This is a genomic window from Micromonospora sp. U21 (assembly GCF_018070045.1).
Lineage (GTDB): Bacteria > Actinomycetota > Actinomycetes > Mycobacteriales > Micromonosporaceae > Micromonospora.
Genome location: NZ_JAGPYK010000040.1, coordinates 25819 through 50132, shown reverse-complemented (window position 1 = coordinate 50132; position 24314 = coordinate 25819). Strand labels below are relative to the sequence as shown.

Annotated in this window: 24 protein-coding genes and 1 tRNA gene; 7 read left to right on the top strand and 18 right to left on the bottom strand. The window is 69.9% G+C overall.

Going from position 1 to position 24314, the window contains the following annotated elements; genetic code table 11:
• The first annotated feature begins 238 nt into the window (after positions 1-238).
• Complete coding sequence (locus KBX63_RS31345; RefSeq protein WP_374102288.1) at positions 239-835, top strand: glycosyltransferase family 2 protein; 597 nt, start codon at positions 239-241, stop codon at positions 833-835.
• 23 nt (positions 836-858) lie between these two features.
• Here the strand turns inward: KBX63_RS31345 and KBX63_RS31340 are convergent, their stop codons facing one another.
• From KBX63_RS31340 to KBX63_RS31325, 4 genes are all read right to left on the bottom strand, one after another.
• Positions 859-1440: a hypothetical protein gene (locus KBX63_RS31340; RefSeq protein WP_210917498.1), complete on the bottom strand. Its 582-nt coding sequence runs from the start codon at positions 1438-1440 to the stop codon at positions 859-861.
• The gene (locus tag KBX63_RS31335) at positions 1437-1778 is read right to left on the bottom strand and encodes a hypothetical protein (RefSeq protein ID WP_210917496.1); all 342 of its coding nucleotides are present in this window, start codon (positions 1776-1778) and stop codon (positions 1437-1439) included. The genes KBX63_RS31340 and KBX63_RS31335 overlap by 4 nt, the downstream gene beginning before the upstream one ends.
• Positions 1779-2824: 1046 nt before the next feature.
• Positions 2825-3625: a hypothetical protein gene (locus KBX63_RS31330; RefSeq protein ID WP_210917495.1), complete on the bottom strand. Its 801-nt coding sequence runs from the start codon at positions 3623-3625 to the stop codon at positions 2825-2827.
• 134 nt (positions 3626-3759) lie between these two features.
• Positions 3760-3843 (bottom strand) — tRNA-Tyr (locus KBX63_RS31325).
• A gap of 148 nt (positions 3844-3991) precedes the next feature.
• Between KBX63_RS31325 and KBX63_RS31320 the strand changes: the two genes are divergently transcribed.
• Positions 3992-4486, top strand: coding sequence for a YajQ family cyclic di-GMP-binding protein (locus tag KBX63_RS31320; RefSeq protein ID WP_074314642.1), 495 nt, complete (start codon positions 3992-3994; stop codon positions 4484-4486).
• A 161-nt stretch (positions 4487-4647) separates the two neighbouring features.
• Complete coding sequence (locus KBX63_RS31315; protein ID WP_210917494.1) at positions 4648-5514, top strand: hypothetical protein; 867 nt, start codon at positions 4648-4650, stop codon at positions 5512-5514.
• Between the two features lie 102 nt (positions 5515-5616).
• Here the strand turns inward: KBX63_RS31315 and KBX63_RS31310 are convergent, their stop codons facing one another.
• On the bottom strand, positions 5617-6327 hold the full coding sequence (locus tag KBX63_RS31310; RefSeq protein ID WP_210917493.1) for an HAD family hydrolase: 711 nt from the start codon (positions 6325-6327) through the stop codon (positions 5617-5619).
• Positions 6328-6795: 468 nt separating this feature from the next.
• Between KBX63_RS31310 and KBX63_RS31305 the strand changes: the two genes are divergently transcribed.
• Together KBX63_RS31305 and KBX63_RS31300 are read left to right on the top strand one after the other, a co-directional pair.
• Positions 6796-7440, top strand: a complete 645-nt coding sequence (locus KBX63_RS31305; RefSeq protein WP_210917492.1) for a hypothetical protein — start codon at positions 6796-6798, stop codon at positions 7438-7440.
• Between the two features lie 889 nt (positions 7441-8329).
• The gene (locus tag KBX63_RS31300) at positions 8330-9505 is read left to right on the top strand and encodes a low temperature requirement protein A (RefSeq protein WP_210917490.1); all 1176 of its coding nucleotides are present in this window, start codon (positions 8330-8332) and stop codon (positions 9503-9505) included.
• Positions 9506-9668: 163 nt separating this feature from the next.
• Here KBX63_RS31300 and KBX63_RS31295 read toward each other — a convergent pair whose 3' ends face one another.
• Positions 9669-9968, bottom strand: a complete 300-nt coding sequence (locus KBX63_RS31295; protein ID WP_307871904.1) for a GNAT family protein — start codon at positions 9966-9968, stop codon at positions 9669-9671.
• A 221-nt stretch (positions 9969-10189) separates the two neighbouring features.
• The gene (locus KBX63_RS31290; protein WP_210917489.1) at positions 10190-10717 is read right to left on the bottom strand and encodes a dihydrofolate reductase family protein; all 528 of its coding nucleotides are present in this window, start codon (positions 10715-10717) and stop codon (positions 10190-10192) included.
• A 94-nt stretch (positions 10718-10811) separates the two neighbouring features.
• Between KBX63_RS31290 and KBX63_RS35715 the strand changes: the two genes are divergently transcribed.
• Positions 10812-11582 (top strand): MerR family transcriptional regulator, encoded by a 771-nt coding sequence (locus tag KBX63_RS35715; RefSeq protein ID WP_307871903.1) that lies wholly within the window; start codon positions 10812-10814, stop codon positions 11580-11582.
• A gap of 31 nt (positions 11583-11613) precedes the next feature.
• Here KBX63_RS35715 and KBX63_RS31275 read toward each other — a convergent pair whose 3' ends face one another.
• From KBX63_RS31275 to KBX63_RS31235, 9 genes are all read right to left on the bottom strand, one after another.
• On the bottom strand, positions 11614-12873 hold the full coding sequence (locus KBX63_RS31275; RefSeq protein WP_210917488.1) for an MFS transporter: 1260 nt from the start codon (positions 12871-12873) through the stop codon (positions 11614-11616).
• A 143-nt stretch (positions 12874-13016) separates the two neighbouring features.
• Positions 13017-13892: a zinc metalloprotease HtpX gene (htpX, locus tag KBX63_RS31270; RefSeq protein ID WP_210917487.1), complete on the bottom strand. Its 876-nt coding sequence runs from the start codon at positions 13890-13892 to the stop codon at positions 13017-13019.
• Positions 13893-14025: 133 nt separating this feature from the next.
• The gene (locus KBX63_RS31265; protein WP_210917486.1) at positions 14026-15522 is read right to left on the bottom strand and encodes an NADH-quinone oxidoreductase subunit N; all 1497 of its coding nucleotides are present in this window, start codon (positions 15520-15522) and stop codon (positions 14026-14028) included.
• 52 nt (positions 15523-15574) lie between these two features.
• Positions 15575-17083, bottom strand: a complete 1509-nt coding sequence (locus tag KBX63_RS31260; protein WP_210917484.1) for a NuoM family protein — start codon at positions 17081-17083, stop codon at positions 15575-15577.
• The gene (locus KBX63_RS31255; RefSeq protein ID WP_210917482.1) at positions 17080-19017 is read right to left on the bottom strand and encodes an NADH-quinone oxidoreductase subunit L; all 1938 of its coding nucleotides are present in this window, start codon (positions 19015-19017) and stop codon (positions 17080-17082) included. The genes KBX63_RS31260 and KBX63_RS31255 overlap by 4 nt, the downstream gene beginning before the upstream one ends.
• On the bottom strand, positions 19014-19400 hold the full coding sequence (nuoK, locus tag KBX63_RS31250; RefSeq protein ID WP_307871902.1) for an NADH-quinone oxidoreductase subunit NuoK: 387 nt from the start codon (positions 19398-19400) through the stop codon (positions 19014-19016). Before nuoK ends, KBX63_RS31255 begins: the two co-directional genes overlap by 4 nt.
• The gene (locus KBX63_RS31245) at positions 19397-19960 is read right to left on the bottom strand and encodes an NADH-quinone oxidoreductase subunit J (protein ID WP_210917480.1); all 564 of its coding nucleotides are present in this window, start codon (positions 19958-19960) and stop codon (positions 19397-19399) included. The genes nuoK and KBX63_RS31245 overlap by 4 nt, the downstream gene beginning before the upstream one ends.
• 40 nt (positions 19961-20000) lie before the next feature.
• On the bottom strand, positions 20001-20624 hold the full coding sequence (locus KBX63_RS31240; RefSeq protein WP_210917478.1) for an NADH-quinone oxidoreductase subunit I: 624 nt from the start codon (positions 20622-20624) through the stop codon (positions 20001-20003).
• A gap of 135 nt (positions 20625-20759) precedes the next feature.
• Positions 20760-21191 (bottom strand): ester cyclase, encoded by a 432-nt coding sequence (locus KBX63_RS31235; RefSeq protein WP_210917477.1) that lies wholly within the window; start codon positions 21189-21191, stop codon positions 20760-20762.
• Positions 21192-21303: 112 nt separating this feature from the next.
• On the opposite strand from KBX63_RS31235, the gene KBX63_RS31230 reads away from it, so the two are divergent.
• On the top strand, positions 21304-22359 hold the full coding sequence (locus KBX63_RS31230) for a glutathione S-transferase family protein (protein ID WP_210917476.1): 1056 nt from the start codon (positions 21304-21306) through the stop codon (positions 22357-22359).
• Positions 22360-22452: 93 nt separating this feature from the next.
• Here the strand turns inward: KBX63_RS31230 and KBX63_RS31225 are convergent, their stop codons facing one another.
• Both KBX63_RS31225 and KBX63_RS31220 read right to left on the bottom strand, forming a co-directional pair.
• The gene (locus KBX63_RS31225) at positions 22453-23415 is read right to left on the bottom strand and encodes a complex I subunit 1 family protein (RefSeq protein ID WP_210917475.1); all 963 of its coding nucleotides are present in this window, start codon (positions 23413-23415) and stop codon (positions 22453-22455) included.
• Complete coding sequence (locus KBX63_RS31220; RefSeq protein ID WP_210917473.1) at positions 23415-24233, bottom strand: NADH-quinone oxidoreductase subunit C; 819 nt, start codon at positions 24231-24233, stop codon at positions 23415-23417. Before KBX63_RS31220 ends, KBX63_RS31225 begins: the two co-directional genes overlap by 1 nt.
• Positions 24234-24314: the final 81 nt, after the last annotated feature.

Below are 24314 nucleotides of genomic sequence, written 5' to 3'. Positions count from 1 at the left end.
GACCCTTCTTGCGACTCATGACCCCATCCTGGGCCACCACCATGTCAACAGCAGTAGTCAACACTTCCCGATCCTGAACTCGCCCTGTCCGGCGGACTTGCTAAGAACCGCTGGCCTCAACTCACCCTGACAGACAGGGCATCCCGGCCGTCGACAGCTCGGGCGTAGTGGCGAGTCGTGACGCTGGCGTTGGAGTGACCCAGCCGGCGGGCGGCGACCAGGACGCCATGAGAACTTTCTGCCAGACGACGAGCGGATCAGCTACGGCATGGGCCGGCACGGCGGACCCGGCGTAGCTCGGACGCTCGCGCTCGGTCGCGCTGAGGGCGAACTCGTCAAGGTGCTCGACGCTGACGACCAACTCACCGAGGGTGCACTCGCACGAGACATCCGCATCCTTGACGAGCACCACGACGTGGACTGGACGACCGCACGCGTACTCGACCTCATGCCGGACGGGTCCACCATCGGTTGGGAACACAGCGACCCAGCCGGCGGCCCAATCGAACGCGGCACCGTCTACCAGCATTGGCGCCAACACCACTGGCTTCCTGTACACCCCGCCACGCTGTGTGCCCGTCGGCAGCTCCTTCTTGCGCTGGGCGGCTGGATGGCGCTGCCCACCTCCGAGGACACCGGCCTACTCTTCGCACTCAGCATCACCAGCTGCGGCTACTTCATCGCCGAACCCGGCCTTCTCTACCGCAAGTGGCCCGGACAGATCACCGGTCAGGACACCCACACGGACGCACGCCAACGCGCCGAGCGGGAACGGATCATCCGGGCACGGGCAGAGGCACTGCTCACGCTGTTCCCCATCGAGCCGGACGTGTGATCCGACAACAGTGGGACCTGCAGTTACCTTATGCTTCGTCCGCCAGATTCGGGCATACCTTCAGCTCGCCGCCGAGCATCTACGATTCGCTGAAGCTCATCGATCGTCGCTTGCTCCGCCCGAGTAGCGCCGTGCGCCAAGACGCTCCGAGCAAGGGCCACAATGTTTAGCGCCGCGTAGATGAACAAGACGCAGAGGGCAACGAACGCGACCTTCTCAACAGGTGGAGGCACCGATTTCGCAGCGGCACGGTAGGCGACGGAGAGGATGACGACGAATACCTGCACTCCGATGTTGATCATAAATGGCGCAAGGAACGCCTTGGTGCCGCTTGGTGATTTCTCTAGGAGGAGAAGGTAACGATCTGAGAGCAGCGCTATCACCAAGGCAAACCCGGCGAAAACAACGCCAACGAGCGCAGACCCGAGAGTGAGAATGTCGCCGGCCGTGCCGACGCGGGCCTCTAAGGAGGCCGTGTGGATAAGAAGAATGCCACCGGTGCAGCCGAGGATCACGGCGAGCAACCCTTCCAAGCCAACCAACTGGCCGACGGATGTCCGTGCGACGTTCCGCCAGAACCCAAATTCTCCACGTCCGAAGGTCATCGCCGCCGCCAATCCCGAATCATGCTGAGCATGATTCCTAGGACTTGCACCCAGTTCGATGGTAGCTCGTCTGTCCGCTCGTGGGCCGATCTCTCGCGCTGGTCGTACCGAGTGTCATGTCGCCCTCGCCGACCATCCGCCACGACGTAGCCGAAGGCATTGGCTCCCATTGCAAGGAAAGCGCGGACCTGGGCGTCCTCCTCCAGCTCCTGGAGGCCGATGTCAGCGTTGGCCGCCTCCATGATCTCCTTCAGAAGGCGAGCCTTTCGCTGCTGCATCCGATCCCACACTGGCTCGAACTCAGGCAACGCGTCTGGGTTCGGCAGCTTGGCTACCATCATAATCTTCTGGACCGAGTCCACTGACCGAAGCCAACTCAGAAAGTCCTGCTCATCGAGAATGGGTTCGACGGACCACTCTGTGGATGCGGCCTCTCGTGCTTCTTCACCTCTGCGAAGAAGATTTTCGAAGACCTTAGCAACCGTTGTCGGAGCGAAAGAAGGATGCTGCAAGACACCCAGGATTCGACTCCCCCCCCATCAATTGCGAAGGGTGCCCGGGCTGACACGTCCCGACCTTCCACGATGTCTTCCCAACGCATCTCGGTCTGGTTGTAATGATCGGCGGCCCGGTAGTCGGTACGAACCCAACCGATCTGACCGAACAATGCGTCCCCATCGGAAGTAATCTCCCGATTGCCGAGCCTCCACTCTCTCTTGTTGCGACGTCCCGTTACCTCCGGGACCCCGAACTGCAGGACTTCAACAAGATGATCCATGAACAACTCGGGCTGATGCGCGAATAGTGATGGCTCCGGGAGAGGCCGGCGGTTGATGCGGTAAAGCAGGACCACACACGGCCTCTCCGCAAACCATGGCTCGGGCAAGTTCTCCCCGGGAGCATCACTCATCGCCACCCTTTCCACTACGCGCCGTAGGGAGACTCTATTAGCTGCCTCCCGTTCGGCATAGACCCCTGCGAGCAGCAACAGCCGAGCGCGCAGCCGTGGCGACCGCCTGAACAGCTGATGCCCGTGCCGGATGGCGGTGCTGGATGGCGGAGACTGCCGAATTGGCCTCTTATGAATCAAGGCGGCCCGCAAGCGGGCCGCGCCGGCCCGGCCCCGGCCTGCTGGCGATCTCCGGCCGGCATCGGCCGGGCCAGCCGGCCACGTTGACGAACGACAGGACCTTGAAGACCTCAGGGCTCCGCCCCGAACCCCGGCCCTCCTCAGAGATCAGGCGCGGATCCCCTCGTCGGGCACCACAAGGGCTACCAGCCTCCCCGGACGGGGCCAAGGTCGTTCGTCCAGTAGGGCGCTCCACCTTGTCCCCGTCCGGGGAGGCTGGAAGGTCTACAACTGCCCGACGAGGAGATCCGCCAGCTACCGGTGGCGGTACCGCCTAAGCAATCTCGTCCGAGGCTTACTGCTACCCCGCCTGTTCAGGCTGGGCTTCTGTCTCCGCAGTCGTTTGCCGCCCGAGCCGGAGATGGCCAAGTAAACCCCGAGGATGCCGAGGGGTGTACCGAGCAAGGTGTCCCACTTCTCCAAGGTCTTCGGGCTATTGGCGTGCGTCGTCCCCACCACGACGGTCATCAGGACAGAGAGTGCGACCAACGCGCCAACCCTCTCGATGGCCCTGGCCGAGGGGTTCAGACGCTGGGCCAGAAGTAGGAAGCACCCGAAGAGGTAGCGGACCAGGACGAGAGCATCTCCGGCCCGTTCGTCACCAGCCTTTGCAGCTGCCTCGGTCTCATCCAGCCACGCAGCGGGATGTTCGACAAGGCCGGAAACCTCCTCTCGGAGGACGTCAGCGATGCCAACGGAGGCGAAAAGATTGGCACTGGCTGCAAGGTGCTCCCAGACCCCGGAGTCGACCTGCTTCAGGCTGAGCCGGTGTGCCTGGGCCAAGGTCTTCAGAGCAGGGATCATCTGCCCCGCGAACCCGGCACTCATGGCCTCCGACGCCCGAGCCGCCTCAGCCAGCGTCGTCAACGCCGGGGTCATCTGCGCGACGAACCCCGCCCTCATGGCCTCCGACGCCCGAGCCGCCTCAGCCAGCGTCGTCAACGCCGGGGTCATCTGCGCGACGAACCCCGCCCTCATGGCCTCCGACGCCCAAGCCACCTCAGCCAGCGTCCCCTCAGGCTGGCTCACCGGATCGCCACTCAGGGTTTCCGCCACAGCAAACTCCTCGCATGCGTGCCCCTTACGTGCCCGATCAGGCAGTCGATCAGGGGCAACGGCGGTCAACAACAGCCGGAAGCGACGAAGGCCCCTGAACCACGTTTCCGCAGGTCAGAGGCCTCGTCGTTCCCTGGTGGCGGGTAGAGGATTCGAACCTCTGAAGCTTTCGCGACGGATTTACAGTCCGCTCCCATTGGCCGCTCGGGCAACCCGCCAGGGCACCCCACCGCGTCGCAACGCGGCGGCGGAAGCAAGGATAGCGGCTCACCCCGGCACCGGCGCAACCGGGTACGGTCAGGGGGTCGTGCCGCCGGTCGGCGGCCGACGGCAGGGCCCAGACCGCCGGACAGCAGGAGCAGAAGCATGCCAGCGAACCCGTCTTTCGACATCGTGAGCAAGGTCGACCGCCAGGAGGTCGACAACGCCCTCCGGCAGGCGGAGAAGGAGCTCTCGACGCGGTTCGACTTCCGCGGCACCGGCGCGGAGATCTCCTGGTCGGGTGAGGAGGCGATCGGCCTCCAGGCGGAGACCGAGGAGCGGGTACGCGCCGCGCTGGACGTGTTCAAGGAGAAGCTGGTCAAGCGGAACATCTCGCTCAAGTCGCTGGACGCCGGCGACCCGCGCCCGTCCGGCAAGGTCTTCAAGATCGACTGCAAGGTGATCCAGGGCATCGAGACGGACAAGGCCAAGGCGATCAGCAAGAAGATCCGCGACGAGGGCCCCAAGGGCGTCCAGGCCCAGATCCAGGGCGACCAGCTCCGGGTCACCGGCAAGAAGAGGGACGACCTCCAGGCGGTCATCTCGCTGCTCAAGGGCGAGGACTTCGGCGTCGCGCTCCAGTTCACCAACTACAGGTAAGGCACAGCCACCCTTCCAGGTTGGCAGCTGAGACACGCCCAGTTACCTGGGCAAACGTCGTCCCCAGAGGTCGTCGTTGGTCGTGGTTGTCCAGCGCTTGACGGCCTGGCGACGGCCTGAGCACCCTTCGTTCGGCAATGCGTGGCGTGAGGATCCCTACGTTGATTCCAGATAACCCGGCGAGCCGGTATCACGATCTGCTGGCAGAGGTACTTAAGGCCAATCCAAGCGGTCCATTCAGAAGTGCATGGGCCAAGACCTTGGGAACCGACAACGACCATGACCTGGTCATGACGATGGCTGCGGTCGCCAGCCTGCTGCCCGACATCAAGAGCCACGTCGAGGCGTTGCCGTCCGCCATCCGGGGGCGGTATGAGCGCAACTACCTCGCCTGGGCGCGTCCGGTCATCGTCTTCGACGTTGCTGGTCACGGCGCATGGAGGCCGGAGAGCATCATTACCGGGGAGGCGCTTGACGCTCTAGGCATGCTCGGTGACCTCCTGAGCGCGCGCCAGGCTGAAGCCCCTATCGAACGGGTAGCGGTGGAGCGCTTGCTTGCCCGAGTCGAAGACATGATCTCGGAGGTCACCGCAGCCGACGACCTCGACGCTGACTCGCGAGCCTTCATGGTGCAACACCTCAGTCGCGTAGCAGACCGACTGCGCAACATTCGAATCTATGGCAGGGGTGGCGTCGAAGAAGCCCTTGGGCGGGCCTGTCTCGCTACGGTGGCAGTGGAAGACGCAGCGGTGCAGCAAGGTCCAACGTCGCGTTTTGCGCGTTTCGTCAACTCCGAACGTTACGTGGCTTTTCGCACCTTGTTGCAAGACGCGGCCAACATCATCGGGATTGCGGCAGGTGGCTTCGCATTGACGGCAGGCGGCACACAAGCCGCCCTCCCACCGGCCCCCCCTCACAGTAGGTCCCTTGCCCTCCTGATGCACCTACGGGTGTCAAGCTCCGCCGCTCTCCTCCTAGCGGAGCTTGACCCTCCGTCTTGGTCACCTAGAACGCGTGTCAGATGTTGAAGCGGAACTCAGGGCCGGCGTCCCATGACCTGCGGTGATCCAGGCGGAACCTGGTCACGCCCCGTCTTTGGCTCACGTCATTCGTCGCTGGTTGCCGACGTTTCACGCTGTCTTGTGCCCCGTGTGTGCCCCGGACGGCTCAATTTCCTTGAACGGCTTTCGAAGTATGGCGGGCAGGTCGCCCAGGGTAGCGAAAGCCGGCCCGCCCCAGCTGGGGTCGGTGTCGTTGTGTTCCGTGGTCCGGAAGACGGTCATACCGACCGCTGCCGCCCCGGCCAGCTCACCGTCTGCGCCGTCGCCAATAAAGATGCACTCCGTCGGCCCAACGCCCAGGCGCTCAGCAGCGAGGTGGTAGATCGCCGGGTCTGGCTTGGATAGCCCGACATCGCAGGAGAAGACCGCGGTGTCGAATCGGTGGGCGAGCGGACTCTGCGGCCATGCCTCGGCAGTGTCCGAAGTGGCGTTGCTGATGAGGGCCAGCGGATGCCCGTCATCGCGTAGCGCGTCGAGCACGTCCAGGGTGGCGGTCGAGACACCGTCCAGCACCCGGCGCCCGAGGGCTCGCCGATGCTCACCGGCCCGTGTCACCTGTTTGTTAGTTGGTGTGCCGCCGAGGCGTCCGGCGAGGATGCGGACGGTCTCCTCCACGTCCCACTGGACTAGCCGGTTCCGCCAGGTGGCGTGGTACGCGGCCACCAGCTCGGCCGGAGCCACCCCGACCATGACCGCCATCTCGCCGACTACCCGGTCGCGCTCCTCGTCGGCACCCTGGATCAGGGTATGGAAGAGATCGAAGATCATTGGCCGGGACATGCAGGCATCCTACCGGGATCGTCATGGTTACCTCCTCGCCTACCGTCCACGATTGCCCTGGTCAAGAAGCGTGGAGGGAGGGGACTGGAACCCCTAACCCGAGGCGTGACGGAGAAGCCGGCCAAGACGGACGTAACGGTGCTCTGACCTGGCTTGCAACCCTTGGCAAATCTCAACGTCTCGCATGGGTTCTGGCTATCGAGTGTGCCGGATCTGTGCCCGATGATCTTCAATCATGGCGACTCTCCTTAGGCGAGATGCAGAGGACATGGCGTACTCACCTCGTTGACCGCAACCCCTATCGTTGGTTACCAGCGAGGGTCGAAGCCACAGATTAGGGCATAGATCTTGCTCAGGCCGAGAGATGAGAAGGGCGACCCAGTGGCAGTAGAACCAAACACTAAGCGCAGCAATCGTCCACTGTCGCCGTTGCCGCAACGATTCCAGGCGGCCTTTTCCAAGGAGGAAATGAGCGAGGAAGCCCTCCTTCATTTCCTGGTAACGATACAGGCGAACAAAAATAGCCACGAGAAGCAGGTTGGAAGAAACAGTCTTGCATTGCTGCTGGCGGCATGCGTCTTTGAACTACTTGCGCGAGGCATGGTCGCAGAGTTTTCGTTGCTAGGAGTCAAAGTAGAGTCCCTGTTCGTAGCAACAATGCTCATTCCCCTTGTCGCAGCGTACATCTTCGACCGCATTTCCATGCACTTTGTTGAGGCGATAGCCTTGCAGGATGCGTTGGACTGGATAATAGGTCACCGCTTTCCTTCTCTAAGCGATAAAGAGCTGCTCAACGTGGCGACGTCAGGTGATACATGGTCGTCGTCCGGGTCACTTGACTTTACCTTGAATACCAAATGGCTCGACAGAATGAACTACTCGATCGCTCTCACCCACGCCACCGTAGTGATAGTCGGGGCGATTGCCTTCCTCATCTACGCCAACGTCAGGCTATTCTTCTTGCCAGATAACGCCCCCTATCTTCTGGCAGCATCGATCGCCGTAACGTCTTTCTTTATGCTGACGGCAATTGCCAGGTGCGGCTTGTTCATATCTGAGTGGCCTCGTTCTACCGACCAGCGGCCGTTCCGCTCCGACGAGCTGCTCGGGTAAGTACATCTCGCTGCTCTCATCGGTGCGTCCGGCACATTGGGCCAAACCCGGCGGCCTCCTCTCGACTCGTGTCGTCCTGTCTGCTGCCAACCCGCCCTTCGCGGAGCGCCTGGTACCCGACCCGCCGGGGTCAAGCCGGCATTGACGGACGCTCGGGCCGGTGGCGGCAGGGTCGGCTCGGCGAGGCCGTGGTGGGGATGCGGCGCGAGCATCACGGGCAGGCCCCCGCCTGCCGGCAACGCCGGCCCGAGGGGTCGCAGAGGCTCCGGGGTCAAGGGCTGCCCGCAGGGCCGTCGCGCAGCGATGCGAAGCACCCTTGAGGTCGGAGGGGCGGCCCCGCATCCTCCGCGCCGCATCCCCACCACGGCCGGCGGTGACTCGCCCTACGGCGCGGCGGTACGACGACCGCCGCGCCCCGGCCGGCTGCCGGCCCAGAAACCGCGACCACACTCGGCGCTACCGTCTACGGCGGCCCCCCGGGCTTCCCGCCCTCCGCGCCAGCCGCCGGGCGTTCTGCGTGGCCGGAGCGGAGCGGCAGCGGAGTGCAGGCCACGCGCCCTGGCGGCGGCGCGTGCGGCCCGTTCAGGGCCGCCTTGAAGACGTACAGAAACTTTGCACAACATCGCCGGCAGCCGGCTGTCGTACTCCGCCTGATCTGTGACAGGTTGGCTTCAGTTGATGGGTGACCCTCCGCCGAGTGCTGGTCGAGTTGACCATGCTGGCTAGGCACGCTGGTACCGGGATGAGGGCCTGGACGGGTTGGCAGATGTCACACGAAGTCATCCGTGATGGCCAGCTGCGGCTGCCGGGTAAGTGTTGAATCCGGATCTGCCGGACGTTGGGCGAACAAGATAGGCCCATGAGGCACATCTTCCGGGCCAGGCCGCCGGTGCCGACCGAGGAAACCCATCGGAGCACGCCGTTCGAGGTGTTCTTCGACCTGGTGTTCGCGTTCGCCTTCATCCGGGTGGCGACGTTCACGGCACAGGCGCCGACGCCAGTCGCGCTGGTGCATAGCCTTGTGCTCCTGCTGCTGCTGTGGTGGCAGTTCACCAACTACGCTTGGTTGACCAACCAGGTCCGCGCCGACGTGGGCCTGGTCCGCGCCGGAAACTCCGTTGTGATGGCCGCGATGTTCGTGGCCGCCCTGGTCCTCCCCGAGGCGTGGCGCAACGGCACCCAGTCCTTGGCCGCGCCCATGACTCTGGTCCTCGTCTACATCGTCGTCCGGGTGGTGTATCTGGCCCTCACCTGGTACATATCCGCTGGTAACGCGCGGCTACGCGCTTCGCTGCGCTTGCGGGTCATCCCGGTCTTGGTTAGCGTTGCTGCGCTGCTGTTCGGCGCGGTGGTCGGTGGCGCCGCGCAGACGCTGTTGTGGGCCGCGGCGTTCGTCATCGACTGCATCGGCGGCCTGCTCATCGCGGTGATTGTCGGACGTGCTTCCTTGCCCAGCCCCAGCCATTTCGCCGAGCGGCACGGCCTGATAGTGATCATTGCTCTGGGCGAGTCGCTGATCTCGGTGGGCGTCGGGGCCGGATCGGCGGGCGCCCGTTGGCCGGTTCTGATCGCTGCGCTGCTCGCCCTGATCATGGCGCTGGCCCTGTGGTGGCTGTACTTCGAAAACGCCGCCGCACCTGCCGGACAAGCCCTGGCGCGGATCCCCATTCAGGACCGGACGAGGACCGGCAGCATCGCCTACAGCTTGGTTCACTTCCTGCTCATCGCCGGGATCATCTACCTGGCCATCGGCATCGAAGTGGTCCTCGCCCACATGACCCACCACCCACTCCAGCAGCCCGCTGGAGCCCCGCTGGGCTGGACTTCGACCACAGCCCTGTTCGGCGGCCCGGCCCTCTACCTCATCGGTCGGGCACTGTTCCTTCGACTCACCGTCCGGCACACCCCACCCGCCCCGATCGCCGTGGCCGGCACCATCCTCGCGCTGCTGCCCGTCGCCCGCCACCTTCCCGCCCTCGCCGCCCTCGCTCTAGTCACCATCATCTTGATCGCCCTGGTCAGCTATGAACGGATCGGCTGGCAGCCAACCGCCGCGGCGAAATGACTACGTATCCAGGCCCGTCGAGCCCACGAAGAGCGGCAATCTGACCAAGCTTCGTTCCAGTCGGGGTGGTCACGCATCATGTGGCGCTGTTATTTCGGGGATCAAATTGAGCCGGACATCGCCGGCAGCCGGCCGCTCGGCGTTGCCGCTCGGGCTGGAGATTTCAGCGGGCGGCGCTGAGGCGGTCCCGCACCTGAGGCCATTCGGAGTCGATCACGCTGTAGAAGACGCTGTCCCGATACTTGCCGGTGCTGAGCAGTCGGTGGTTCCGCCAGACGCCTTCGCGGACTGCCCCTAGCTTGGCGATTGCGCGCTGCGACCGCTCGTTGCCGAGATCAGTCTTGATCGCCACTCGCCCCGCAGAGTGCTCCTCGAAGGCGTGGCGCATCAGCATGAACTTGGCTTCGGTATTCGCTCCGGTGCCCCAATGGCTCGGGGTAATCCAAGTCCAGCCGATCTCCACCGTCCGATCGCACCCGCCGGGCAGTGGACAAGGTGTTCGGATCGACTCCGGACGGCCTGGCGACGGCCTAGCGGCGATCATGGCCCTGTTTCGGCTGCTAGTGGGCGGCGTCTCTCCAGTTCACCAACTACCGGTAGGAACGCTGGCGGTTGCCGCGCCTCCGGGGGCCTGACCCAGGGCGGGACGAGCGCAGCCGTTTCCTTCCAGCGACGCCACACGGCTCAGTAGATGACGCGGTACCAGTGCGCGGCCTCGCCTGGAATCGGCGCCAACCGCACCCTGGTTCCTCCGGGGTGGTCGAACATGCGGACCCCGTCACCGAGCAGCACCGGGGCGAAGAACATCAGGATCTCGTCGAGCAGCCCGGCCTGGATGCACTGTTTGGCGACGTTCGCGCCGAGGACGTTCACGTACCTGTCCCCGGCAGCCTCCTTGGCCTGCGCGACGGCGCTGTGCAGGTCGCCGACGAACGTGACGCCCGTGGCTGGCTCGGCCGGCGGCCGGTGGGTGAGCACGACCACCGGTCCGTGGTACTGACCGCCGAAGGCCCCCTCGCTGTCGGTGCCGCGGTTCGGGTCGTCGCCGCCGAAGGTGCTGTTGCCAGCCAGGATCGCGCCGACGTTGGCCAAGAGGTGTTCCGCCGTCGGGTTCTCGCCGACGAGGTGCTCGGTCAGCCAGGACATGTCACCGCCCGGGCCGGCGATGTAGCCGTCGAGCGACGCCGTCGCGGAGTACAGCAGCTTTGCCATGGGTCTCCTTCCACCGGTCGGTCCGCTGGACCGCCTGGAGCCGGAAGAGTGCGGGCTTGCATCCGGTACCCGGGTACGGGCTTACCGTCGAGTGGTGAGCGACCGACACCCCACGACGGACGATACGTGGGTTCCCGACGCCTGCCGCCTGCCCACCGCCGAGCAACCCGTCCGCCTCGCCGAGTTCGACCGGTTCTTCGCCGATGTCGTCCGACGGCTCGACCGGCCGTCCGCGCAGCTCCTGCGGCTGCACCTGGTCGGCACCGCGGAGGCCGAGCGCACCGCCCGGGACCTGACCGCCCGCGAAGCGGCGTGCTGCTCGTTCTTCACCTTCGACATCACCCGGACCGGCGCGGACGCGGTGACGCTCGACGTACGGGTGCCAGCCTCGCACGTCGGCGTCCTCGACGGCCTCGCGGAGCGGGTGCGGCCCGTCGGCACATCCGGGTCGGGTGGGTCGTGGTTGCGCAGCGGTCAACTGGCCGGGGCGGCCGGGGTGAACCCGCAGACGCTGCGCTACTACGAACGTCGCGGCCTGCTGGTCGCGCCACGGCGCTCGCCCGGCGGGCATCGGCTGTACCCGGCGGAGTCGGTCACCCGGCTGCGGGTGATCAAGACCGCACAGCGTCTCGGCTTCACCCTCGGCGAGGTCGCCGACCTGCTCCACGCCGGCCGGCGCCATCGGCGCCCGAGCACCGGCGGACTGCCGGCTCAGGCCACCGCGAAGCTGGCCGAGGTGGAACGGCGGCTGGCCGACCTCACGGCCGTCCGGGACTCCCTGCGGGCAGCGATCTCGGCGGGCTGCGACGACCTGGTCGCCTGCGCCGGCAGCTCCTGCTGCCCGCTGCCGTTCGATCACACCTGACCGGACGGAGGCACGGACGACCCGAGGCGGGTCAGGCGGCGACGGGTTCGTCGGTGCGTACCGACGAGGCTTCCGCGCGGGCGATCGGCCCGCCGGGCAGCGCGGCGACCGCGGCCCCGACGGCGACCGCCGCACCGGCGAAGAGGAACGCCCACGGCACACCGCCGACGTGGTCCACGATGAGGCCGGCCACGGCGCCGCCGGCGGCGCTCGCCGCCACCGACATGGTGACCACCCAGGTGTACGCCTCGTTCAGCATGCTGGTCGGCGCGATCCGGCCGACCAGGGTGTTCTCCAGGGTCAGCGCGGGCGCGATGGTGGCACCGCCGACGACCAGCGCGATGCCCAGCGCCAGCGGCGTGGGCATCGCCGCGAACACCACGAAGGTGCCGGCGAGCGCGGCGAGCAGCATGGCGAACTGCCGGGTCATGTTCGGTGACGGCCGGCGAACACCGAACCAGAACCCGCCGGCCGCGCTGCCGATCCCCCAGACCGCCAGCAGGATCCCGGCCAGGCTCTCCGGGTCGTCGGCGGTGTAGTTGCCGGCGTACGCCGGGACGATCACGCCGGCGGCGCCGAACGCGACGCCGAGGCTGGCCACGCAGACCAGCAGGGCCGGAAAGCCGCCGACCCGCAGCGGGCCGAGCCCTCGGGCGTGGTGTTCGCGCGGGTGCGGGCGCCAGTCGCGCATCACCCGGCCGAGGGCCACGGCGGCGGTGCCGACCAGGGTGACCACGGCCGCCCCGATCAGCGCGGCCGCGGCGTCGGCGAACAGCACGAAGCCGGCGACGAGCAGCGGGCCGAGCACGAAGACGATCTCGAACAGCGAGGTCTCCGCGGCCAGCGCGGTGTTGCGCAGGTGGTACCGGTTGGAGCCGGGGCCGGTCAGGTCGTTCCACGCGCCACGGATCGCGGCGGTGAGCGGCGGGTAGGTCGCTCCGGCGACACCGGCGGCCAGGTAGATGGCGGGAAGGGCGTCGTCGCCCGACCGGCTGGCCATCAGCAGCCCGATCAGCGCCATCGGGTGGGCCAGGGCGGTGACCAGCAGAACCGGGCTCGGGCCGACCCGGTCGGCGATCCGGCCGGCCACCGGGCTGAGCGCCGCACCGGCGATGGCGTAGATCCCGCCGGCCACGGCGGCGAGCGCGTACCGCCCGGTCACCTGCTCGACCACCAGCAGCAACGCCAGCGGGGTCATGCCGATCCCGAGCCGCCCGATGATGCCGGTGACCAGCAGCATCGGCGCGCCAGGAATCCGCCAGACACCCAGGTACTGGCGCAGTGCGGCCACCGTGAACCTCCCGAGGATGTAATGAGCGTGAGCCCGTTACGACCCTAACGCCCGCGGTGGGCCTGAGGTACCGGATATCGCGGCCGACACAGCACTCCGCCCGCACCCGGTACGGGTGCGGGCGGAGGCGGTGAATCAGCGGGTCAGCGCTGGAACTGCACAGGCCCCGCGTTGGCGGCCATCTGCTCCAGCCGGGCGACCCGGTCCTCCATCTTGGGGTGGGTGGAGAAGAGCGCGGCCACGGCGCCGCCCCGGAACGGGTTGGCGATCATGAGGTGCGCGGTGCTGGTGAGCTGGCCCTGTGCCGGCAACGGCCGGCGTCGTGCCACCGCGTCGATCTTGCGAAGCGCGCTCGCGAGCGCCAGTGGGTCACGACTCAACTCGGCGCCCGAGGCGTCCGCCTGGAACTCGCGGCTCCGGCTGATCGCCAACTGGATGACGGTGGCCGCGATCGGCCCCAGGATCAGGGTCAGCAGCAGCACGGCCGGGTTCGGCCTGTCCTCGTCGTCGCCACCGCCCAGCGGGATGAAGAAGGCGATGTTCGCCAGGAAGGTGATGATGCCGGCCAGCCCGGCCGCCACGCTGGAGATCAGGATGTCCCGGTTGTAGACGTGTGACAGCTCGTGCCCGATCACACCGCGCAGCTCGCGGTAGTCGAGGATCTCGGTGATGCCCTGGGTCACGCAGACCGCCGCGTGCTGCGGGTTACGACCCGTGGCGAACGCGTTGGGCTGCGCGGTCGGGCTGAGGTAGAGCCGCGGCATCGGCTGCCGGGCCTCGGCAGTCAGTTCCCGCACCATCCGGTACAGCTCGGGGAACTCGGCCTCACTGACCGGTTGCGCCCGCATCGAGCGCAGCGCGAGCTTGTCGGAGTAGAAGTAGGAAATGCCGTTCATGACCAGAGACACGAGGACGGCGATGACCAGGCCGCCACTGCCGCCGAACCCGTAGCCGACCGCCAGGATCAGGGCGGTGAGCAGGCCGAGCAGCGCGGCGGTCTTCAGACGGTTGTGGTGCACGATCACTCCTTCGGTGCACGGATCGCCGGGATCCGCTGACCGGTGTAACAACCCGGTACCCGCCAACCATCCGTCTCAACGCTGAGAGTTGGCTGAGATCCGCCTGCCGGGCCGTCGGAGCGGGCCTGGCGGGTCAGCGGCCGGCCAGGTCGAGCACCAGTTGCGGAGCGACACCGAGCACCACGGCAGCCACCGTGGCCACCGCCAGCACCACGGCCACCACAGCCACCAGCGGTACGGCCACCGCGCCACCCGAGAGCGCCGAAGCCGGTGCCGGCGTCGTCGCCGGCGCCCAGAGCGATGCGGTGACGCGCAGGTAGTAGGCCAGCCCGATCACCGCGTTCACCGCCACCACCAGCGCCAGCCAGGCGGCGCCGCCGTCCAGCAGTGCCCGGACCACGGTCACCTTCGCGAACAGCCCGGCCAGCCCGGGCGGCAGACCGGCCAGGCCGACCAGCGCGAGACCGAGCGCCGCACCCCGCCACGGGTGCCGGCGGGCCGCACCGCGCAGGTCGTCCAGCGTGCCGCCGTCCGCACCCGCCGGGCGCAACGCGGTCACCCCGGCGAACGCGGCCAGCTCCAGGACCACGAAGAAGACGGTGTACGCCACCGCGGCGGCGTACGCGGCGTCCCGTGCCTCGCCGGTACGACCGGCGGCCAGCGCCAACGCGCCCAGCGGGGCGAGGATGTACCCGGCCTGCGCGACCGAGGACCAGGCCAGCAGCCGGACGGTGCGCCGCTGGCGCAGGGCGACCAGGTTGCCGACGGTCATGGTGAGCACCGCGAGCAGGGCCAGCACCGGGCCGGTCTGGTCGGCCGGCAGCGCCCGCTGCACCACGGCGAGCAGCGCCACCACGCCGCCGAGCTTCGACGCCGTGGACAGGTACGCGGCCACCGGCAGCGGCGCGCCGTCGTAGGTGGCCGGCGCCCAGGCGTGGAACGGCACCGCCGCCACCTTGAAGGCCAGCCCCAGCACCAGCAACGCCACCGCGGCGGTGGTCAGCGGCAGGTCCCGCAGCTCCGGCCGTTCGGCGAGCAGCGTGCCGAGCCGGTCCAGGTGCAGCCCGCCGGTCACCGCGTACAGCAGCGCCGCGCCGAGCAGGGTCAGCGTGGTGGCCACCACGCTGACCACGAAGAAGGTGACCGCCGCCTCGGCGCTGGCCAGGCTCCCCCGGCGCAGGCCGACCAGCACGTACAGCGGCAGGGTCAGCGTCTCCAGGGCGACGATCAGGGTGATCAGGTCACCGGCCGCGCCGAGCACCACGCCGCCGGTCATCGAGCAGGCGAGCAGGAAGCAGTACTCCCCCACCGGTGACCGCCCGGCCCGCAGCGCCGGCACGGACAACGCGAGCACGCCCAGGGTGAGCAGCGCCACCACCGCGCCGACCAGGGCGGCCCGGCCGCCGAAGATCCAGGAGCAGTCGGGGCCGACGCAGAACGTCCGCCGCTCCCCACCCGCACCGACCAGGGCCGCACCGACGGCGGTGCCGAGCGCGCCGAGCGCGGCCACCACGACCGTGGCCCGCGGCCGGGCCAGCAGCAGGTCGGTGACCAGCACGAGCACGGCGGTACCGGCGGCCAGGTAGGCCGGCAGCAGCGCCACGCTGTCCACGCTCTGCACCACGTTCATCGGACCGCCTCTGTTCGCCACCGCGGGGGCAGAACCGGCGCACTCCTCGCGCTCACGGGAAGACCACCCCCACCAGGGCATCGACCGGGGCCTCGGCGACACCGAGGACCAGCGCCGGGGCCAGCCCGATGGCCAGCGCGAGCAGCACCAGCGGCGCCCACGCGGTCAGCTCCGCCCCCGCCAGGCCGGGACCGACCCGGCCGACGGCGCTGCTCGGTCGGCCATGGGTGACGCGGCGCAGCAGCCGCAGGAAGTACGCGGCGGTCAGTGCGCCGCCGAGCGCGGCCAGCACCCCGAGGGTGGTCCAGAGCGGGCCGCCCACCTGAATCGCCGCGATCACCGCGAACGCCTCCCCCCAGAAGCCGGCCAGCCCGGGCAGACCGAGCGACGCGACAGCCGCGAACGCGAGCAGACCGGCCAGCCGGGGCGCGGTCTCCCGCAGCCCGGACAGCTCGGACAGGCTGCCCGTGCCGGTACGGTCCTTCACCGCGCCAGCCAGGAAGAACAGCAGGCCGGTGATCACGCCGTGCGCGACGTTGCCGATCAGCGCCGCCTGGATGCCGGTGGTGGTCAGCGTGGCGACACCCAGCAGCACGAAGCCCATGTGCCCGACGCTGGAGTACGCGATCAGCCGCTTGACCTCGTCCTGCGCCAGGCAGACCAGCGAACCGATCAGGATCGCGGCGACGGCCAGCACGCCGAGCACCGGCGCCGCCCAGCGGGCACCCTCCGGCGCCACCCCGACCGCCACCCGGATCAGGCCGTAGGTGCCCATCTTGAGCAGCACCCCGGCCAGCACGACACTGCCCACCGTGGGCGCCTGGGTGTGCGCGTCGGGCAGCCAGGAGTGCAACGGCCAGAGCGGGCTCTTCACCGCGAAAGCGAGCGCGAGCAGGGTGAACGCGGCGAGTTGGGTGCCCCGGGACAACCCGCCGCCACCGGTCAGCGCCACCACGTCGGCGGTGCCCGCGGCGGCGACCACGACGTACACGCCGACCAGCAGCAGCACCGAGCCGAGCAGGGTGTAGAGCGCGAACTTCCGAGCCGCCCGACGCCGGTCCGCGCCGCCCCAGCCGGCGATGATCGCGTACATCGGCAGCAGGACGACCTCGAAGAAGAGGAAGAACAGCACCAGATCGAGGGCGAGGAAGGTGCCCAGGATGCCCACCTCGACCACCAGCAGCAGCGCGACCAGCGCCCGGCCACTGCCGCCGGTCGGCACCCGCCACAGTGTGTACGCGCAGCAGAGCAGCGTGAGCAGCGCGGTCAGCACCACCAGCGGCCAGGAGATGCCGTCGACGCCGAGGTGAAAGCGCAGATCCAGGCCGGGCACCCAGGGCAGGTCCAGCTGGTGCCAGGGCCGCACCGACGGTGCCCCGGCCGACCAGGCGACCCAGTTCCGGCCCCCGAGCACCAGCGACACCGCGGCCAGCAGGGTCAGCGCCGCCACGACCGTGCCGACCAGCCGGGCCGCCCGGTCCCGTGGTGTCGCCGCCACCGCGACCGCCCCGAGCGCCGGCAGCGCCAGGACGGCGATCAGCAGCACCTGCCCGAAACTCATCGGGACCCTCCGATCAGCGCGGCGGCCAGCCCGATCAACAGCGCGCCGGCCAGCACCCCGGCGGCGGCCCGCGGCAGTGCCGCCCGGTGCAGCGCGGCGAGCCCGGCGCCCAGGCCGGACGCCGCCCGACCGCTGCCCTCGACCGCACCGTCCACGACCACCTCGTCGCCGGTGCGCGCGGCCCGGGCCAGCGCCCGGACCGGGCGTACCACCAGGGCGTGCTGGACGTCGTCGAGCCGGAACGCTCGGGCGAAGACCGACCGCAGCGGACCCAGCGCGGCCGCCGGGTCGGCGGCCGGATCCCGGCGCCAGCCCAGCAGCACCAGCCCCGCGCCGACCAGCAGCAGCACGAGCGGCAGCAGCAGCCCCGGCCCGAGGTGGACCAGGGCGTCCTCCGCGCCCGCCACCGGCACGGTGGCGAACCGCAGCCGGTCGGCGAACGCCCCGACGAAGCCGGCCAGGCCGAGCAGCGCGGCGGGCACGGCCAGGAGCAGCACCGGCCAGCGCAGCACCGCCGGCGGGTCGTGCGGCCGGACCAGCGGCAGCCGGGGGGCGCCGAAGAAGGCCCGCAGCAGCAGCCGGCCCGCGTACCAGGCGGTGATCGCGACGCCGGCCAGCCCGGCCAGCCAGACCAGCCAGCCCACCCAGGACGGCGCCGGGCCGGTGCCCTCCCGCGCGGCCGCCTCGGCGACCGTCAGCACGCCGTCCTTGCTCCAGAAGCCGGCCAGCGGCGGCACGCCGGCCAGCGCGCCCAGGCCCACCACCGTGCACCAGAAGGTCACCGGCATGCTGCGGCGCAGCCCACCCATCTCCGACATGAGCGTGCTGCCCACCGCGTGGATCACCGCACCGGCGGCCAGGAACAGCAGCGCCTTGAACGCGGCGTGGGTCAACAGGTGGAACAGCGCCGCCGACGGCGAGCCGACCGCCAGCGCCCCGGTCATGTAGCCCAGTTGGGACACGGTCGACCAGGCCAGCACACGCTTGATGTCGTCCTGCGCGGTGGCGGCGAGCGCGCCGAGCAGCAGGGTGATCGACCCGATCACCCCGAGCACGGTCAGCGTCACCGGCGCGGCCGTGAACAGCGGATAGAGGCGGGTCACCGCGTACACCCCGGCGGCGACCATCGTCGCGGCATGGATCAGCGCGGAGATCGGCGTCGGGCCGGCCATCGCGTCGGGCAGCCAGGTGTGCAACGGGAACTGCGCGCTCTTGCCGGCCACCCCGGCCAGCAGCAGCAGACCGGCGGCGGTCAGGGTCGCGGTGGAGTGGTCGTGGGCGAGCACGTCGGCGATCCGGAAGCTGCCCGTCGACACGCCGAGCAGCGCGATGCCGAGCAGGAACCCGACGTCACCGACCCGGGTCACCAGGAACGCCTTCATCGCGGCGGCGGGCGCACCGGGCAGCCGACGGTCATGGGCGATGAGCAGGTACGAGCAGAGGCCCATCACCTCCCAGCCGACCAGCAGCATGATCAGGTCGCCGGAGACCACCACCAGCAGCATCGCGGCGGTGAAGAGACTGATCTGCGCGGCGTACGGCGGGTAGCGGTGGTCGACGTCGACGTCGTCGTGCGGGCCGCGTCGCAGGTAGCCGATCGAGTAGATCTGCACGGCCAGGGCGACCGCCGTGACCGCCACCGCGACCAGCGCGGCGGCGCCGTCCAGCCGGACGCCGAGGGTCACCGTCAGCCCACCGAGGTCGACCCAGGTGGTCGACGTCTCCTCGGGCCGATCGACCGTGACCAGCAGCGCGACGGCCAGCGCCAGTGCGCCAGCCGCGCCGGTCCCCCCGAACGCGACGGCCACGCGCCGGGCCCGGTCACCGCCGGACGCGCCGGTGGCGGGGTGGCGCGGAGCCGGCGGCAGCAGCAGGCCGAGCAGCCCGGCGGCCAACGGTACGGCGGGCAGCAGCGCGCCCAGCACCCCGGTCACCGGCCCGCCTCCGCGTCCCGGCCGGTGGTGCCGACGGCGGCCGGCTCCGGCGCACCGGCCGTCTGCGGCGACCCGGCGGGCTCGGTCAGCGGCACCTCGTCCACCGCCACGCTGGCGCGCAGCCGGTAGAGCTGGAGGACGATCGCCAGCCCGACCCCGATCTCGGCGGCGGCGAGGACGATGACGAAGAGCGCGAAGACCTGACCGGAGTGCGGCAGCACGGAGCGGGCGGTGGTGTCCGCGGTGACCAGGATCAGGTTCACCGCGTTGAGCATCAGCTCCACCGCCATCAGCACCAGCACCGCGTTGCGCCGGCGCAGCACGCCGTAGACGCCGAGGCCGAACAGCAACGCGGCGGTGACGTACGGGATGACCGGCCTCACCGGCGCCCCCCGGAGTCCGCGTCCACCACGTCCTGGCTCGCCACGCCGTCCGCCGCCGGGCCGGGCCGGCCGATGTCCGGCCGGGACAGCACCACCGCGCCCACCAGCGCCGACAGCAGCAGCACGGAGAGCACCTCGAACGGCAGCACCCACGACCGGAAGATCTGCTCCCCCAGCCGCTCCGCGGTGCCCGCGCCGGGCAGCGCGACCGTGCTCCACCGGTACGCGTGGACCAGCAGGACGGTCAGCCCCAGCCCGGCGCCGCCACCGATCAGCGCGGCCGGCCAGCCGGGCCGGTCCAGGTCGTCCGAGGCGCCGATCGGCGCCCGGGTCAGCATCACCGCGAACAGCAGCAGCACCACCACCGCGCCCACGTAGATCAGCACCTGCACCCAGGCCACCAGCTCGGCGCCGAGCACGAGATAGTCGCCGGCCAGCACGCCCAGGCAGACCACCAGGTAGAGCCCGGCCCGCACCAGGTGTTTCGTGGTCACCACCAGCACACCAGCACCGACCGCCACCGCGCCGAGGGCGAGCAGCAGCAGATCCGCGCCGGTCACCGGGCCGCCCTCCCGGCTCGGGCCGCCGACCGTCGGGCGGTCACGACGCGGCACCCGGGTCGGCGCCGGGCTCGGGGCGCACCGCAGGCGGGGCCGGACGGGCGGCGGCCGCCTTGCGCGCGGCGGCGGTCTCCTCCTTGGCCGGCTCGCCGTTCGGGTCGTGCGCGGGCGGCGGCGGGACGGTGGCCATCCACTGACCGAGGTGGTCCTTGTCGTGCAGCAGGTCCTTGATGTCGTACTCGGCGTACTCGAACTCCGGCGACCAGTAGAGCGCGTCGAACGGGCAGACCTCGATGCAGATGCCGCAGTACATGCAGAGCGAGAAGTCGATGTCGAACTTGTCGAGCACGTTGCGCTGGCGGGGGCGGGCGGCGCCGGGCACCGCCACCTCCTCCTTGTGCGAGTCGATGTAGATGCACCAGTCCGGACACTCACGGGCGCAGAGCATGCAGACCGTGCAGTTCTCCTCGGACAGCGCGATCACGCCGCGCGAACGGGGCGGCAGCTCGGGGGCGACATCCGGGTACTGCTGGGTGGTCGAGCGGCTGGTCATCGTCTTGAGGGTGACCGCCAGCCCCTTCACCAGGCCCGCGCCGGGCAGGCCGCGCTCGCTGGTGCCGCCGGCCGCGCCGCCGTGCTCGCTGGGGTCGCTCATGTCGACCATCCTGCCCTGTGGCCCCGGCGCGCGCGACCACCACCCGTGGGTGTGCGGCGATCGACGCACTGAACGGGGTCTACACCGGGACCGGGCGGTGGACGAAGTTCGTCGACACCGGCGAGCCCCTCCCGATCAACCGGATCAGGCCCCGGGCGCGCTGATGCCGCCGGTCGGCGGGAGCATCTCGACGCCGAGCTGCTGAAGCAGCTGGAACAACTCGTTGCAGCTCCACACCTCGACGATCCGGCCCGCCGCGTCGAAGCGCAGGAACGTCGCCCCGGAGTAACTGACCACCTGCCCGGTCGGCGGCACCGGCCCGAACTGCCCGACGTGCGTGCCGGCCGCCCGCCAGTGCACGGCCACCCGCTCGCCGGCCGCCACCACGTCCACGATCTTGTAGCGCAGGTCCGGGAAGGCCGCCCGCCGCTCCCGGTGCCAGGCCAGCGTCGCCTCCGGCCCGGTGCCGCCCAGCCCCGGGCACTCCTCGGCGATCAGCTCGTACGCGGACTCCTCCCGGCGGGCGTTCCACACGTCGGCGATGAAGCGCCGGGCCGCCGCCTCCACATCCGTCATGCCGGCAGGTTAGCCGCCCCCGACGCCGTCGCCGGTCGCGGCGGGGCGTGCATGACGCCGCCCACGGTCGGGTTGGTCGCCGGCGCGCGGAGCGGACGGGGGATCCGCGAGGATGGGGACGAGACGGCAACCGCACCGGGAGGGCGACGTGGGCGAGGAAACAGGCGGGAAGTATGTCGAGCCGGGCGGCGAGTTCACCCGGGACCAGCGGTACATCGCCACCCGGATCACCGCGGGCGGGCGGGACGGGTACCCGGTGGAGCCGGGCCGGTACCGGCTGGCGGTCAGCCGGGCCTGCCCGTGGGCCAACCGCCTGATCATCGTGCGGCGGCTGCTCGGGCTGGAGGAAGCCATCTCGATGGCGGTGGCCGGCCCCACCCACGACGCCCGCAGCTGGACCTTCGACCTCGACCCCGACGGGCGGGACCCGGTGCTCGGCATCGAGCGCATCCAGGATGCGTACTTCAAGCGCTTCCCCGGCTACGAGCGGGGCATCACCGTGCCGGCGATCGTCGACGTGCCGACCGGGCAGGTCGTGACCAACGACTACGCGCAGATGAGCCTCGACCTGTCCACGCAGTGGGGCGCGTACCACCGCGAGGGCGCGCCACAGCTCTACCCCGGCCACCTGCGGGCGCAGATCGACGAGGTCAACGACGTGGTGTTCCGGGACGTCAACAACGGCGTCTACCGGTGCGGCTTCGCCGGCAGCCAGGAGGCGTACGACAAGGCGTACCACCGGCTGTTCGACCGGCTGGACTGGTTGTCCGGGCGGCTGACCGACCAGCGCTACCTGGTCGGCGACACCATCACCGAGGCGGACGTGCGGCTCTTCACCACGCTGGTCCGCTTCGACCCGGTCTACCACGGCCACTTCAAGTGCAACCGGCAGAAGCTGAGCGAGATGCCGGTGCTCTGGGCGTACGCCCGGGACCTGTTCCAGACCCCCGGGTTCGGCGACACCATCGACTTCGACCACATCAAGCGGCACTACTACGAGGTGCACCGGGACATCAACCCGACCGGGATCGTCCCCCTCGGCCCCGACCTGTCCGACTGGATCACCCCGCACGGCCGGGAAGTTCTCGGCGGCCGCCCCTTCGGCGAGGGCACGCCGCCACCGCCGCCGGCCGAGCCCGTCGATCCCGCGCACACCCCGCTGCGCTGACCGGCCCCGCCTCAGCTGACGGGCCCAGCCTCAGCTGTTAACAAGGGGCCCCTGCTCTACCGCAGGCGTTAACAAGGTGCCCTTCCTTCGCTGTCAGAGGGCGATGCGGACGGCGGCCGTGAGGACCAGCTGCGCGAGGGAGGCCGGCACCAGCACCAGCCAGCAGAGCCGCTGGAGCTGGTCCTCGCGCAGCCGTGGGTAGGACACCCGGAGCCAGATGATCACGAACGCCACGGCGAAGACCTTGAGCAGGGTCCAGAGCCAGCCCAGCTGGTCGTCGGCGAACGGGCCCTGCCAGCCGCCGAGGAACAGCACCGTGGTCAGCGCCGCGATCACCACGATGCCGACGTACTCGGCGAGCAGGAAGAACGCGAAGCGGAGACCCGTGTACTCGGTCATGTACCCGAAGACCAGCTCCGAGTCCGCCACCGGCATGTCGAACGGGGGCCGGCGGATCTCGGCCAGACCGGCGACGAAGAAGATGATCATCGCGGGCGCCTGCCAGAGCAACCACCACGGCTGCCACGCCTCGACGATGCCGGAGAGGCTGAGCGTGCCCGCCGCCATCGCCACCGAGGCGGCGGCCAGCACCAGCGGCAGCTCGTAGCCGAGCAGCTGGGCGGCCCCACGCAGCCCGCCGAGCAGGCTGTACTTGTTGGCCGACGCCCAGGCCGACATGAGCACCGCCACCACCCCGACGCCGACCACGGCCAGCACGAAGAACAGGCCGATGTCCAGCGGCTGCCCGACCAGGTCGTTCGGGCCGAGCGGGATGACCAGCAGCACCAGCAGATAGGGCACCAGGGCCACCGCCGGCGCCAGCCGGAACACGGCCCGGTCCGCCTCACGCGGGGTGATGTCCTCCTTCTGCACGAACTTGACCCCGTCGGCCACGAGCTGCGCCCAGCCGTGGAAGCCGCCCGCGTACATCGGGCCCAGCCGGCCCTGCATGTGCGCCATCACCTTGTGCTCGGCCTGCCCCACCAGCAACGGCAGGGTGAGGAACGCGACCAGCACGCCGCCCACCCGCAGCACCAGCTCCACCCAGAGCGGCATCAGGCCGCACCCCCGTCGTCGTCGGTCCGGTCGCCACGCGCCGGCGGGTCCGCGACCGGGCCGCCCGGGCTCGCGCCGGCCGCGGGTTGGTCGGGCGCGGCCGGGCCGTCGGCGGTGCCGGCGGGCCGGGGAGTACGCGCCGGACGGGCCCCCTGGGCAGGCCGCGCCGGCCGCTCACCGGCCGGTCTGGCCGGGGTGCCGCCGCGCGGGCCCTCCCCCGCCCCGCCCGCTCCGGCAGGGGTGGGCGTGGTGCCCCACTCGCCCGGAGCGGGCACGCCCGGCGGGCGGATGGGCCGGCGGCCACCGCCGGCCTCGGACTCGCCCGGTTCCTTCGCGCCCGGCCACGGCTTGGCCACCCGGGAGGCGAGCACGAACTCCTTGCGCAGCGGGTGGCCCTCGAACTCGGGCGGCAGCAGCAGCGGTCGCAGCTCGCCGTGGCCGGCGAAGCCGATGCCGAACATCTCGTGCGTCTCCCGCTCGTGCCAGGCGGCACCCGGGTAGACGTCGACCACCGAAGCCACCGTGGCCGCGCTGCGGGGCAGTCGGGTGCGCAGCAGCACGCCGTGCCGCAGCCGGGTCGACCAGAGGTGCGCCACCACGTCGAAGCCCTCGGCCAGCTCGTCCACCGCGGAGAGCCAGTCGAAGAAGTCGCAGGCCAGCTCGGCGTCGTCGCGGGCGGCGCAGAGCGCGTCCCGCCAGCTCGCCGGCGGCACGTCGACGGTGGCCCGGGCGTACCGCTGCCCGCCGGAGACCGACGGGGTCGCCTCGACCGGCGCGAGCAGCGCGACCAGCCGAGCGCCGACCTCTTCGGGAGTCATGCCGTTGATCCTAGGGCCTGTGTGGAGGTCCCCGTTCGCGCCGAGGTGGAGTCCTGGCACCGACGATCTGCCGGCTTTGCG

What these genes read in the sequence shown, in the direction of transcription:
- KBX63_RS31225 (WP_210917475.1), bottom strand. Translation starts at nt 23,415, where the DNA reads ATGCCGCTCTGGGTGGAGCTGGTGCTGCGGGTGGGCGGCGTGCTGGTC.
- KBX63_RS31235 (WP_210917477.1), bottom strand. Translation starts at nt 21,191, where the DNA reads ATGACGGATGTGGAGGCGGCGGCCCGGCGCTTCATCGCCGACGTGTGG.
- KBX63_RS31260 (WP_210917484.1), bottom strand. Translation starts at nt 17,083, where the DNA reads ATGAGTTTCGGGCAGGTGCTGCTGATCGCCGTCCTGGCGCTGCCGGCG.
- KBX63_RS31265 (WP_210917486.1), bottom strand. Translation starts at nt 15,522, where the DNA reads ATGAACGTGGTGCAGAGCGTGGACAGCGTGGCGCTGCTGCCGGCCTAC.
- KBX63_RS31335 (WP_210917496.1), bottom strand. Translation starts at nt 1,778, where the DNA reads ATGGTAGCCAAGCTGCCGAACCCAGACGCGTTGCCTGAGTTCGAGCCA.
- KBX63_RS31230 (WP_210917476.1), top strand. Translation starts at nt 21,304, where the DNA reads ATGGGGACGAGACGGCAACCGCACCGGGAGGGCGACGTGGGCGAGGAA.
- KBX63_RS31290 (WP_210917489.1), bottom strand. Translation starts at nt 10,717, where the DNA reads ATGGCAAAGCTGCTGTACTCCGCGACGGCGTCGCTCGACGGCTACATC.
- KBX63_RS31310 (WP_210917493.1), bottom strand. Translation starts at nt 6,327, where the DNA reads ATGTCCCGGCCAATGATCTTCGATCTCTTCCATACCCTGATCCAGGGT.
- KBX63_RS31320 (WP_074314642.1), top strand. Translation starts at nt 3,992, where the DNA reads ATGCCAGCGAACCCGTCTTTCGACATCGTGAGCAAGGTCGACCGCCAG.
- KBX63_RS31220 (WP_210917473.1), bottom strand. Translation starts at nt 24,233, where the DNA reads ATGACTCCCGAAGAGGTCGGCGCTCGGCTGGTCGCGCTGCTCGCGCCG.
- KBX63_RS31305 (WP_210917492.1), top strand. Translation starts at nt 6,796, where the DNA reads ATGAGCGAGGAAGCCCTCCTTCATTTCCTGGTAACGATACAGGCGAAC.
- KBX63_RS31240 (WP_210917478.1), bottom strand. Translation starts at nt 20,624, where the DNA reads ATGGTCGACATGAGCGACCCCAGCGAGCACGGCGGCGCGGCCGGCGGC.
- KBX63_RS31340 (WP_210917498.1), bottom strand. Translation starts at nt 1,440, where the DNA reads ATGACCTTCGGACGTGGAGAATTTGGGTTCTGGCGGAACGTCGCACGG.